This window comes from Stenotrophomonas tumulicola, from assembly GCF_014117215.1.
Lineage (GTDB): Bacteria > Pseudomonadota > Gammaproteobacteria > Xanthomonadales > Xanthomonadaceae > Stenotrophomonas > Stenotrophomonas tumulicola.
In genome coordinates this window covers 13,641-26,249 of record NZ_JACGXS010000008.1, presented here as the reverse complement: position 1 = coordinate 26,249, position 12,609 = coordinate 13,641, and the positions used below count along the sequence as shown (strand labels likewise).

The window sequence follows — 12,609 nt, the reverse complement described above, 5'->3', positions numbered from 1 at the left end:
CTCAGGCGAAATCGCGGATGCGGCGGGCCAGCGCGGCCAGCTCGGGTTGCTTCAGGTATTCCTGCAGCAAGGGATCGGCCGCCTTGCGGAAGGCAGCCATGTCGACCTCGTTGACCTTCACTCCGAAGTCGATCACGGCCTTGCGTGCCGCGTCCTCGGAGGCGTCCCACTGTTCGCGCATCACCTCCACCGAGGCGCGGGCCGTCTCCAGCAGCAGTTGGCGGTCAGCCGGCTGCAGCTGCTCCAGGCTGGCACGGGACATCAGCAGCACGTCCGGGGCATAGGAGTGGTCGCTGTGCGACCAGTAATGCGCCGCTTCGAAATGGCGGCTGGAATGGAAGCTGCGCATGTTGTTTTCCGCACCGTCGATCATGTGCGTTTCCATGCCGGAGAACGTGTCGCCCAGCGACATCGGCGTCGGGTTGGCGCCGAACAGGCGCATCAGCTGGATGAAGATGTCCGACGACGCCACGCGCAGCTTCAGGCCATGCAGGTCATTCGGTTCCACGATGGGGTGCTTGGTGTTGTAGAAGCAGCGGGCACCGGAATCGTAGATCGCCAGGCCCACCAGGTCGCGTGTTTCGAAGCCGCGCAGCACGGCTTCGGCCACCCCGCCATCGAGTGCCGCACGCATGTGTGCGACCGAATCGAACACATAGGGCAGGCACAGCGCCTGGGTCAGGGGGAAGGCATTGTTGAGCGCGCCGGAGTACACCCGGGTGATGTCGATGGCGCCGAAGCGTGCCATGTCGATCGCCTCGGACTCGCGGCCCAGCTGCCCGGAGTGGTACTGGCGCAGCCGCAGGCGGCCACCGGTCTCGCGTTCAAGGGTCTGCCCGATCCACTTCACCGCGGTCACGGTGGGGTAGTCGGCCACGTGCACGTCAGTGGCGGTGAGCAGGTGCCCGCCCGGGGCATCGCCGCTGGAACCACTGCAGCCGGGCAGCATCGGCGCGGCAAGCGCGCCAAGGCTGGTGGCCAGGAAATTTCTACGTGTGATCATCTGCGCCCTCCCGCGCCGGTTCACTGGTCCGTGGCGGTCAACCCGCCGCTACGGCCCTGCAGGCAATGTCACCGAAGCCGGCAAAGCGCACCAGCGCCGTCTGGCCTACGGTGATGTCATGGATACCGGTTGCATTACCGGTGGCGACAAGATCACCGCGCTTGAGCGGGCGACCGCGCTTGGCCGAGCGTGCCAGCGCGAAGGCAAACGCAGTACGCAGGCCACCGGGCAGGCGGTCGGCCCCGCCGGTTCCCACCACGCTGCCTTCAACCAGCGTCTCCGCGCGCAGCGCGTTGTCATCGCGCGTGGTCCAGTCCGGGATCTCCGGGCCAAGCACCAGGCCGTTGTTGTTGCCGAAATCGGACACCACGACCAGCGGGCCCAGGATGTTGATGGTGGCCAACGGGCTGCTTGCCACTTCCACGCCGATATACAGCCGGGCCGGCAGGGCTTCGGCCTGCTCCGGGGTCCATTCCAGCTGGTCCGAGGGTGCGTCCTCCAACAGCTCCATCACGTACTCGGCCTCCACGGCGGCGAAACCGCCCTCGAAGACCTGGATATCCACCGCTGTTCCACCGGTAGCATCCTGCAGCCGACGTTTGAAGATCGGACCCAGCAGGCGGTCGTCTCCGGAGGCATCACGGCGCTCGGCCGCGATGTAACCGACCTTCCAGCCGACCACCTGATCGTCCCACTGGTCGATGGCCAGGTCCTGCACGTGATAGGCCTGGACCAGGTCGACGGGGATGCTGCCCGGGAAATCGGGCAGTGACGCGCCAGCGCGGCGTGCGCCGGTAAAGGTGCTGGCGATCGCCGCAGCCTGTTCTTCCTGTCCGGCTGGCAGGTCCGTGTTGCCGGGTTCGTTGCTCAAGGAGGCTCTCCCTTTGGCGTTGTTGCGCTGCGCATCGACAGCATTCGGATGACGTGTATATGGTAAACCGGTGTCATCTGGCAATGTGCAGTGCGTCAGAGGCCACGATGCGATGCTGTCGCACCCCATCTCCTTCCTGTCCGGAGCCTTGCCCCGCATGCAATCCACGCTTTTTACCCTGGTACTTGCCGGTTTGCTCCAGGCCATGCCGGCAATGGCCGCCGAGACCCCGCTGCGCGCACCTTCCGGGCCGGCTGTACCGGTCGCGGATGCCACTGGTGAACCTATCCCGCTATGGCCCGCTGGACAGGTACCTGGCGAGCGTGGCAGTGCACGCACGCCACACGTGGTGGAGCGCAGCGCCGACCCCACCCGACCGGAGCGCTATGTCGACCAGGTCGATGCGCCCTGGCTGGTGGTGCATGCGCCCATGCACCCGAACGGGAAGGCGCTGCTGGTCATTCCGGGAGGCGGCTACCAGCGCGTGGTGATCGACAAGGAAGGCACCGACCTTGTCCCCGACTGGGTGGACCGCGCCGGCTACACGCTGTTCGTGCTGCGCTACCGCCTGCCTGAAGCAGGCCGCGACCGCCAGGCAGCGCTGGCCGATGCCCAGCGCGCGATGCGGCTGATCCGGGCGCAGGCACCACGGCGGGGCCTGCAGCCGGACAGCGTGGCGGTGATGGGGTTCTCCGCCGGCGGACATGTCGCGGCGCGGCTGGCCACGGGCTTCGATACTCCGGCCTATCCCGCCCGGGATGCCGCCGACCGGCTCAGTGCGCGCCCGGCGCGTGCGATCCTGGTCTATCCGGTGATCGACATGGGCGCACAGGCCCACGCCGGTTCACGGCAGCGGTTGCTGGGCGCGCAGCCGGATGCCGGCCTGGTCACGGGCTATTCGATGCAGCAGCAGGTAACCCGCGGCATGCCGCCGACCCTGCTGCTGCATGCGGCCGATGACACGGTGGTCAGCGTGGACAACAGCCTGCTGATGGCGCAGGCACTGGCGGCCCACGGCGTCGAGCACGAACTGCACGTCTTCGCCCATGGCGGCCATGGCTTCGGCATGCGCACCCCACCGGGTTCCACCACGGCCCTGTGGCCGGCCATCGCCCAACGTTGGCTGCAGCCCGACCAGGAGCAGCAGCCATGAGCATCGATCGCGCCGATCAGCAGCGCCGCCGTTTCCTCCGCGACAGCGCCCGCTGGGCATTCGCCGCAGGCGCCGCCACGCTGCTGCCACCGGTCCTCGCCGCGCCCGTGCATGCCGACCGGCAGGTCATCGCCCGCGTACGCGGCGGACGCGTGCGTGGCCAGCGCGAGCAGGGCGTCCACGTGTTCCGTGGCCTGCGTTATGGCGCCGACACCAGCGCGTACCGCTTCCAGCCACCACGGCGCGAGGCGTCATGGCGTGGTATCGCCGACGCACTGGAGCCTGGCGCTTCGGCACCCCAGGGCGGAAAGGAGGGCCCCGGCAGCGAGGACTGCCTGTTCCTCAACGTGTGGACGCCCGCGCTCGATGACGGCGGCAAACGGCCAATCCTGTTCTATATCCATGGCGGGGGCTTCAACAACGGTTCCGGCAGCGATCCGCTGTACGACGGCGGTGCATTGTGCCGGCGTGGCGATGTCGTGGTGGTCACCGTCAACCATCGGCTCAACCTGTTCGGCTATCTGTACCTGGGAGCACTGGGTGATCCACGCGTGGCAGCCTCCGGCAACGTCGGCCAGCTCGATCTCGTGCAGGCACTGCAGTGGGTGCGCGAGCACGCCGGTGTGTTCGGCGGGGATGCGCGGAACATCACCGTGTTCGGTCAGTCCGGGGGCGGCGCCAAGATCGCCACGCTGATGGCGATGCCTGCAGCGACGGGGCTGTTCCAGCGCGCGTGGACGATGAGTGGACAGCAGGTCACGGCGGCAGGCCCGCGTGCCGCCGCGCAACGCGCGGCGATCGCCATGGGTGCCGTGGGCGCGAAGGACCTCGATGGCCTGCTTCGCCTGCCGGCCGCCGGACTGCTGACGGCCGGCAAGGCGCGCGATCCGTCACGGGTGGAGGACAGCAGCCTGTATGTCGGCCCGGTACTGGACGACGTGGTGCTGCCGAGGCACCCGTTCTGGCCGGACGCGCCGCAGCAGTCCGCGCGCATTCCGATGGTGATCGGCAATACCCGCGACGAGACACGCGCCTTCCTCGGCAACGATCCGGGCAATTTCGAACTCACCTGGGACACGCTGCCGGCAAAGCTGGAGAAGGAGCAGTACGTGGACCTGCTGCCACAACGGATCATCGCCGGATATCGCCGGCTATACCCGGACTACACGCCATCGCAGGTGTTCTTCGCCGCCACCACCGCCGGCCGCTCCTGGCGCGGTGCGGTGGAGGAACTGGAGGCGCGCGCACGGCAGCCCGCTGGCGCGGCACCTACCTGGGCCTACCAGCTGGACTGGGGCTCGCCGCTGGACGGCGGCAGGTTCGGCGCGTTCCATACGCTGGACATCCCGCTGGTGTTCGACAATACCGGGCAACCCGGCTCACGTACCGGCCCAGGCGACGATGCGCGTGCAGTGGCGGCGGCGATGAGCGACGCCTTGATCGCGTTCGCCCGCCATGGGGATCCGAACCATGGCGGCCTGCCGCAATGGGAGCCGTATGGCCTGCCACGGCGGCAGACGCTGCTGTTCGATCGCCACAGCACGCTGGCCGATGACCCGCGTGGCGGCGAGCGGGAGCTGTACGGGCAGGCGCCTTTCGTGCAGCGCGGCACCTTCTGAATCGCCGGTGCTGTCGCCGTTGCCACGTGAAACGCTCTCATTTTCGGCCATCTGCATCGAAAACATGCAGATTTCGCTCATCCACGACGTGGTCGGCTGCGCTGGAACAAACTGTTAACCCGGCTCGCCTACACTGCGCAGATGGGAGAGATATCGACAGCACCGACGTTCCGCGGACGTGAGCGGTTGATCGCTGCGCTTGACGCAGCGGTAAGCCTTGCCGATACCAAGGCGATCACCTCGGCGTTGAAGCAGGTCCTGTGCAATGCCATCGGCGATCCTGGCATCGAACTTCCCCCCTGCGTGCATCGGCCGGTACAAGGCCGTTATGCGCGCCGCGAACTGCATCGCAGCCAGCGGCTCGGGTACAGCGTCATCGCCATGTGCTGGGGACCGGGGCAGGGCACGCCGCTGCATGACCATGATGCAATGTGGTGCGTTGAAGGAGTCTGGCGCGGCGAACTGGTCGTTACCCCGTACGCGCTGCTGGAACGGCATGGCGAACGCTGCCGGTTCGCCGCGCAGGAAACGCTGTACGGCGGGCGTGGCAGCGCGGGCAGCCTGATCCCACCGCATGAGTACCACACGCTATGCAACGCCAGCGAAGGCGACATCGCGGTCTCGCTGCATGTCTACCAGGGGCCGATGGAGCGCAGCACGGTGTTCGACCCGCTGGGTGATGGCTGGTACCAGCGCCGGGTGCACCAGTTGGATACCGACGCGGCATAGCCTGCGGCACCGAAGGATCGGGCTGGTGGCCGCGCTTCGCGCTCGCCGGGCATGGCCCGGCGCTACAGATGCGGGCCGATGCTACAGGGGTGGCACGGCGACGATGTTGTTGAGCTGCGTCACTTCCTCACCGCCGTCGGCCAGCGCGACGCGCACGCGCAGGCCGCTGCGGTCACCCGCCGGCAGTGGCAGGCTGACCGTGGTGGTCTTCGCCTGCAGGTCGATCGGTGCCTCCATCGCCGGCACTTCAATCCGTGCGATCTCGCGGCCACGCACGTCTTCCAGCACCGCCACGCCCACGCCGGTGCCTACATGGCCCAGGCTGTGCACGGTCACGTGCAGCTGGCGCCCATCTACCCGCACGTCGCCACGTCCCACGCCCAGGTCCGCGCGCGTTTCCACCACCGTGCCCTTGCCGATCAGCTCGAACTCGAATACTTCGGTCCTGCCTGGCTGGAACCGCAGGGGCGTGCTGGCGCTGGTCTCCAGCATCACCTCGCGCTCGCCTGCCTTGCCATCGATGCGGCCATCGCCGTCGGCATCCACGCCACTACGCACGCGCCAGGTGCCGCTGGCCACGTTCCATCCGGTCATCTCGGCGCTGATCGGTCGCGTGGACAGGTTATGGCTGGTCACGGTGAAGCGCTCACGCGACGGTGCATGCACCAGCAGGGCCACCTGTTCGGCGGCATCGTCACGGTCGAAGCGCCAGCTTACCGTATGCCCCGGCCAGCTCTGGTTGCGCTTGAGCGCGATGCCGCCCAGGCGGGCGCGTTGAAGGAACTCGCTCGGCGCTTCCACGCGGTCCGACCACCAGTGGCCCTCGGTGTTCATGTACTCGCGTTGTGCCTTGGCCTGGATGCCATCGACGTGCAGTGCATCGATGTATTTCACATCGCCGGTGGCCTGCCAGGCCATCAGGCTGGCAAAGCCCGTCTTGCCGCTGTCAGCGTCGGCGGTGAGCTTCGGATACCAGTCCTGCTGGCGCCCCAGCGCCTCGACGAAGTTCTCGCCCAGGTTGGACAGCGCGCCCGGGCCGCCGCGCTGTACGCGGTAGTCCAGCGCCTTGAGGTACTTGTCATCTCCGGTCCAGCGCCAGGCCGCCCAGAAGGTGTGCATGACATCACCGCTGCCAGAGCCGTTGTTGAGCTCACCGCCGCGGGTCTTGCCGGTTGCCCAGTCGATCTCGTTGGGCAGTACCCACTGGCCCTTGTCGTCGCTATGGGCGTGGGCGAGATAACCATCGGCCAGGCCGGTGACCAGCCGGCGACCGGTCGGGTCGGCGTTGTACTGGCCCAGCAGGAACGCCGGATGCAGCACCGGGAACGAGTACGGCTTCTGCCATTGCCAGTTCGGATCGCGATAGACCTTGTTGCCACCGAACCAGTTGCTGGAGAACAGCAGGTGGCCCTGCGGGTTGGGCAGGATGATCCTGTCGTCGAACGCCCGCACCGTTTCCATCAGGCGCTCGACGGTGAGTGGATCGCCCCAGTTGAGGTACAGCATCGCGCTGTTGGTGTTGATGCCTTCCTCGTAGGAATGCAGCTCGTCGGTCTCGATGGTGCTCAACCCGTTGCTGAACATCCCGTTGCGGTACACCGCATCGGACAACGCGGTCAGCGAGGCATTGAGGCGATCCGGCTGCACACCCATCAACGCCAGCCCCGGCCACTGCTGGGTCAGGTCGGAATCATCGGAGATGCCACCGCCGAAATCGCCGTAGCCGACCTGGCGGTTGTCGATCCACCAGTCGATGAAACGGCGCACGTATTTCAGGTCCTGCGTCTGGTGGAATGCCCAGGCCGGCACCCCCTTGGGGACATCCGGGGCGGTGAACGGTGGCTTGCCCTGGCTGTTGTAGCTGATGTAGTTCCAGTACAGGCGCCCCAGTGCGTGGTCCGGGTCGACGCGCAGCAGGTCGCTCAGGTCGGCGTACACGCGCGCATACAGGCGCTGGCGCTTGGAGGTGGTGTGTTCTTCGACCAGGAACCCCCAGTTGTCGCGCACCTGGTTGAAGCGGTCGGCTACATGCTCCTTGATCGCTTCGGCGCGGGGCTTGAACACCATGCGGATTTCGGCACCGTCCAGCGCGCGCGCGTCGAAGCCGGGCGCAGCCGAGGCGATGCTCAGCCACAGGCTGTCGGCGGTGAGGATGCGGTCGCGCAGGTCCAGGAACACCGTCCGTTGCTGCCCCGGCTTCACCGAAACGGACACGTCGATCATGTCGCGCGCCGGCCAGATCGGATCCTTGATGCGGATGTTGAGCGGGATCAGGCCATCGTGGGTGGCGGGCAGGTCCAGCGCAGGCAGGTCGATGGCAACGCCATCCAGTCCGTCATGCATGTTCTCCCAGCTGTGCGCCCAACTGCGGATCAATGGCTGGTTCGCGGGCGCATCGCCCACCCCGGAAGGAACCAGCACATGCACGATCGGGCGCGGCTGCGCCGGCAGGCTGCCTGCATCGCGGCGTCGCGACCCGGCGCCCTTGGGCAGCGCCATCACCGTGCTGCGTTCCGCCTCGGGGTAGCGGCCGTCGATGTAGCGGCGCAGGGCATCGAGGTTGGTGTAATCCGGCAATGCCTGGCTGTCGATGAAATAGGTCTGCTTGACGCTGCCTTCCGGCTCGGCGCCATCTTCAACGTGGTAGGCCCAGATTTCCTGGATCGGCGTTTCCTGTTCGACGTTGGAGAAGCGCAGCACGCCGCCGCGCTGGGCAGGAATGTCATCCACGCTGCGGACCACGCCCTGCGGCCTGCGCAGCAGTACCTTGCTGGCACTGGCGGCGTCATCACCGTGGGCCAGGGTGCCGAACGCTGCGCCGCGTACTTCCACGCGGTTCACCGTCTCGCCCTCGGGCAGGGCCAGGTCCAGGTGCTGGCCGCCTTCGACGTAGGTATTCCAGTCCGGCAGCTGGAAGTAGTCGTTGCGACCGGGCAGCCGCGATCGGTTGTACACGCCGGGCCAGGTGGTTTCGGCGATGCCATCGGTGGCCTTCCACATCCACTGCTTCAGGTCCCTGGTATCGGCGAACTCGACCTTGCGGATGCGGGTGTTGCCACTGGCCAGCGCCGGCGGCGCAGCGCCTTCCCAGCCGAAACGGTGGCGCCAGGCGCGTTCGTCGGTGGGTGCGGCGAAGGCGGTAGACACCGCCTGGCCACGCGCCAACGCGGCCACCGCCGGTGCATCGAGCAGGCGGTCGTAGACACGGATGTGCTGGAAATCGCTGCCGCGCAGGAAGTTGTAGCGGCTTTGCACCTGGTAAGGCGCCATCACCCGGCCTGCCAGGCCGAGCTGGTCCAGTGCCGCGTCATAGTCCGCCGTGGCATCGACCCGGGCCACTTCCTTGCCGTCGACGAACAGCCGTACCCCGAGGTCTTCGTCCCATCCAAAGGCCAGGTGCATCCACTGGTCCGGGCGAGGGTCCTGCGGCAGCTTGAAGGACACGCGGGTGCGCGCCAGGTTGGCGTCGGTGACGAACGCATCGAAACCATGCCCGTTCCAGTCGATGCGCAGCCACGCCATGTCCCAGCTGCTATGGTCGGCATAGCCAACGCGGAAGATCACGAACGGCGTCTCGCCGACCGCATAGCGTGGGCGCCAGTCGAATGCCAGCGTGCCGCGCTGGGCCAGGATGTTGCCCGGCGCGTCCCAGGACAGCACGCCATCGTCCTCCCACTGGATCGCCTTGCCGCGCGCACCATCGTCGACCACCTGCACCTTGTCGCGGAAGTTCGGCACCGGGTCGCCGTGGGCGACCTCCGCTTCCAGTCCCTTGCCGGCATCGACATGGAACAGCAGCGTCGGCGGTTCCGCCGCCATGGCTGGCGAAGCGATCAGCGCGATGGCCAGGGCAAGCAGGCCACGGCGGGGCGAGGAGGCGACGGCGATGGATGGGTGCGGCATGGAACCTTCCTTTCGACAACGGGCGAATGCGTTCACGCTCAGAACTTGTAGCGGAGGCCAACGTAATACTGGCGGCCGGTCTGGGTATAACGGTCAGGCAGGGAAAGCGACGAATCCACGTAACGTTCGTCGGCGGTGTCCAGCAGGTTGATCGCTTCGAAGCTCATGGTCAGGTTGTCGTTGAACTTCCACGACATGTTGAAGTCCACGTTCTCCACGCTGTACTTGCCGGTCACGTCGCCGGTAGCCAACGGGTTGCCATCCAGGTCCCAGACGTTCTCCTGGGCCAGGATCTGGTTGATGTAGGCATCGCGGTAGCTGGTGGAAACGCGGGCGCTGAAACGCCCATCGTCGTAGTACAGGGTTGCGTTGTACGAGTTCGGCGACAGGTTCAGCAGGTCGTTCTCGGTGTACGTGGTGACGATGGTGTTGCCGCTGCCCGAGCTGAACAGGTACTGGATCTTCGAGTCCACGTGCGTGTAGTTCAGCTGGATGCCAAAGTTGCGCCAGAAGCCCGGCAGGAAGCTGAAAGGCTGCTGGTAGGTCAGTTCATAGCCCTTGAGCGGGCCGCCCGGGGTGTTGAAGTAGCTCTGCACGTTGAACAGCGTGTTGGGGCTGAAGCCCGTCGGCAGCAGGTCCAGCGAGTAGCCCATGTCCGCCCAGGTGGTGAGCAGCCGGGTGCGCTGCACGTAGGTCTCGATGTCCTTGTAGAACACCGCGGCCGAAAGCAGCGCGCCCTCCTGGAAGTACCATTCCGCGCTCAGGTCGTAGTTGGTGGAGCGGAACGGATCCAGTTTCGGGTTGCCCAGGTTGATCGAGTAGTAGCGGTCTTCGTCAAGGAAGGCGCTCGGCCCGCCGCTGACGCTGGGCGACAGGTTGGACAGGGTCGGGCGGGCCATGGTCTTGGCCGCGCCGAAACGCAGCACGAAGGTGTCGGTCAGGTCCCATGCGAGGTTGAGCGAGGGCAGCCAGTCGTCGTACTTGTGGCCAACGCGGGTGCCGACCAGCAGGCGTTCGCCGGCATCGGCCGTTGCGCTGGCCACGCCTAGGAACGGCTCGCATGCCCCGGACAGGTCACCACTGTCGGCAGCCTGGCACGGTGCATAGCCGTCGGCGGTGATCCGGGTCTGCACGTAGCGCATGCCGATGTTGCCGCGGAACGGCTTGCCCCACAGGTCGGTGTTGAAGTCCAGCTGCAGGTAGCTGGCATGGCTCTTCTCGTTGACGTCGAAGTTGTTGTTGGATGAACCGAAGTGACCGACGCCGGCCAGGCGGTAGTCACCGCCCAGGTTGCCGGTGTCGCAGTTGCAATAGATGTCCAGCAGCTCGGCCACGCGCTTGAAATCCGGAATCAGCCAGCTCGACGGCACCGCACCGTCCAGGCTCCTGCCGAAGCCATTGAGCGTGGTGCCCAGGTCACCCACGCCGGTGCCGTCGGGCAGTGCCTGCGACAGGCGCCCGTAGCTGATGTTGCGGTACTCCTGCGTGCTCATGTCGTAGTCCTTGTAGGCAAGGCCACCACGCAGGGTGAAGGTCGGCGAGATGTTGAAGGTCAGGTCGACCTTGGCCGTGTCGAACTGGTTGTCGACGTAGTTCGGGTTCAGGCGTACTTCGCTGATGTTGCTGCCCTGCGCGGTGCCGTTGGCATTGACCGGCGCGGTGCCATAACCCAGCCATTGCCACGCATTGGGATCGTTCAGTGCGAAGGGGAAGTGCATCGACGGCATGCTGGCGTTTCCGCGCCCATCCAGCACGAAGCCATCCAGGTTGCTGTTGTCGAAGCTGACCATCGAGAACACCGGGCGCTCGAAGCTGGATGCCGAATGGCCGACCAGCGCATCCAGCCGCACCGCATCGTTGAAGCGGTGTTCGAAGTTCAGGCTGACCTGCTTGAACTCGGTGCTTTCCTCGATGGCGGTCGATTCGGTGCGGAAGTCGACGTTGTCGAACACGCCGTAGACCAGGCGGTTGCGGTCATCGACTTCGGCCTCGCGGACCACGATCTGGGTCTTGCCACCGTATTGGGCGGTGCGATGCAGGTTGGCGCCCAGCGAGTCCTCGCGCTGGTCCTTGTCCAGCCTGGAATACATCAGGTCCAGGTTGAGCAGGCTGTCGTCGCTGAACTTGAACTGCAGCGCACCCGTCACGCCCAGGCGCTTGATTTCGTGCTCGGTGCGGATGTAGCGCGGGTAGCGCGGTATCCAGGCGTTGGTAGCGGTCTCGTAGGCGGCGATGTTCCCGGCGGTCGCAGCCGGGCGGTCCAGGCCGGGACCACAATGCGCGGCGTCGATGCCGTAGCTGCCCCAGCCATTGTTGCGCGCCTGGTCGGCGGCGCTGCCCGTGCCGGCAGCGGTTTCGTTCGCCAGCGGGTTGCGCGGTGTCTGCGGGTCATAGCCCAGCGGGCTGCAGAAACCATAGGTGCCGTTGTTGGCGGCATTGCTCTGGTTGGAGTTGCGATGGTTGCCATGCTCCCAGCGCACCGGGTTGTAGCCTTCCTCGAAGATGGTGCGCTTGCTGTATGCAACCGACATCAATGCGCCGAAACGCCCGTCCGCCCAGGTATTGCTGAGCAGGGCGGACATGCGCGGATCCTTGCTGCGCGAGAGTTCGTTGAAGCCATACTGGCCATTGAGCGAAGCCTGGAAGCCATCGAAATCGAACGGGCGCGACGCACGCAGGTCCACCGTGGCGCCCAGCGAACCTTCGTCGGCCTGCGCCGACTGGGTCTTGCTGACCTTGACCCGGCTGAACAGCTCGGAGGCAAAGGTATTGAAATCGAATCCGCGGCTACGGTTTACACCGGCGGTGCCGCTGCCGGCCGTGGACAAGGCTTCCAGCCCATTGATGCGCACGCGGGTGAAGTCCGATCCCAGTCCACGCACGGAGATCTGCTGGCCCTCGCCCCCTTCGCGGTCGATGGATACGCCGGCGATGCGCTGCATCGACTCGGCCAGGTTGAGGTCCGGGAATTTGCCGATGTCCTCGGCGTAGATCGCATCTACCTGCTCGACGCTGTAGCGCTTCTCATCCAGCGACTGCTGCAGGCTTTCGCGATAAGTGGCCTTGACCTCGACCTTGTCCAGGTCCACGGCGGTGGGGCCGCCGGCGGCGGCCTCCGGCGTCTGCTGGGCGGCGGCGGTGCTGGCCAGGGCCAGCGCAATCGACAAGGCAAGCAGGGTGGCCGGCGCATGTCCGGTGGCGCGACGGCAGGCGTGCGGAAAATCCATCTCGTTTCCCCTCCCAGGGTGTCCTCAAGCGTGCGTGGATGCAGCAGGCGGCGTTCCGGCCTTTCCCCGGAACGCTGCCTCGGCGCAACGTCTTGCTGACACCG

Annotated in this window: 7 protein-coding genes; 3 read left to right on the top strand and 4 right to left on the bottom strand. The window is 66.4% G+C overall.

Annotated features, from left to right (window positions below; genetic code table 11):
* Position 1: 1 nt before the first annotated feature.
* Both H4O11_RS14255 and H4O11_RS14250 read right to left on the bottom strand, forming a co-directional pair.
* A complete protein-coding gene (locus H4O11_RS14255; RefSeq protein WP_182340096.1) occupies positions 2-1,003 on the bottom strand; it encodes a TRAP transporter substrate-binding protein in 1,002 nt (333 codons plus the stop codon).
* A 37-nt stretch (positions 1,004-1,040) separates the two neighbouring features.
* Positions 1,041-1,874 (bottom strand): 2-keto-4-pentenoate hydratase, encoded by an 834-nt coding sequence (locus H4O11_RS14250; RefSeq protein ID WP_246333503.1) that lies wholly within the window; start codon positions 1,872-1,874, stop codon positions 1,041-1,043.
* A 157-nt stretch (positions 1,875-2,031) separates the two neighbouring features.
* Here H4O11_RS14250 and H4O11_RS14245 point away from each other — a divergent pair, with 157 nt between their 5' ends.
* From H4O11_RS14245 to H4O11_RS14235, 3 genes are all read left to right on the top strand, one after another.
* Positions 2,032-3,027 (top strand): alpha/beta hydrolase, encoded by a 996-nt coding sequence (locus H4O11_RS14245; RefSeq protein WP_246333502.1) that lies wholly within the window; start codon positions 2,032-2,034, stop codon positions 3,025-3,027.
* A complete protein-coding gene (locus H4O11_RS14240; RefSeq protein ID WP_182340095.1) occupies positions 3,024-4,646 on the top strand; it encodes a carboxylesterase/lipase family protein in 1,623 nt (540 codons plus the stop codon). Before H4O11_RS14245 ends, H4O11_RS14240 begins: the two co-directional genes overlap by 4 nt.
* Before the next feature lie 141 nt (positions 4,647-4,787).
* Positions 4,788-5,375, top strand: coding sequence for a cysteine dioxygenase family protein (locus H4O11_RS14235; RefSeq protein WP_182340094.1), 588 nt, complete (start codon positions 4,788-4,790; stop codon positions 5,373-5,375).
* An 81-nt stretch (positions 5,376-5,456) separates the two neighbouring features.
* Here H4O11_RS14235 and H4O11_RS14230 read toward each other — a convergent pair whose 3' ends face one another.
* Positions 5,457-9,278 (bottom strand): LamG domain-containing protein, encoded by a 3,822-nt coding sequence (locus H4O11_RS14230; RefSeq protein WP_182340093.1) that lies wholly within the window; start codon positions 9,276-9,278, stop codon positions 5,457-5,459.
* A 38-nt stretch (positions 9,279-9,316) separates the two neighbouring features.
* Complete coding sequence (locus tag H4O11_RS14225; RefSeq protein ID WP_182340092.1) at positions 9,317-12,505, bottom strand: TonB-dependent receptor; 3,189 nt, start codon at positions 12,503-12,505, stop codon at positions 9,317-9,319.
* Positions 12,506-12,609 lie beyond the last annotated feature (104 nt).

Coding starts and splice junctions, on each gene's coding strand:
- H4O11_RS14255 (WP_182340096.1), bottom strand. CDS start 1,003: ATGATCACACGTAGAAATTTCCTGGCCACCAGCCTTGGCGCGCTTGCC.
- H4O11_RS14245 (WP_246333502.1), top strand. CDS start 2,032: ATGCAATCCACGCTTTTTACCCTGGTACTTGCCGGTTTGCTCCAGGCC.
- H4O11_RS14240 (WP_182340095.1), top strand. CDS start 3,024: ATGAGCATCGATCGCGCCGATCAGCAGCGCCGCCGTTTCCTCCGCGAC.
- H4O11_RS14235 (WP_182340094.1), top strand. CDS start 4,788: ATGGGAGAGATATCGACAGCACCGACGTTCCGCGGACGTGAGCGGTTG.
- H4O11_RS14230 (WP_182340093.1), bottom strand. CDS start 9,278: ATGCCGCACCCATCCATCGCCGTCGCCTCCTCGCCCCGCCGTGGCCTG.
- H4O11_RS14225 (WP_182340092.1), bottom strand. CDS start 12,505: ATGGATTTTCCGCACGCCTGCCGTCGCGCCACCGGACATGCGCCGGCC.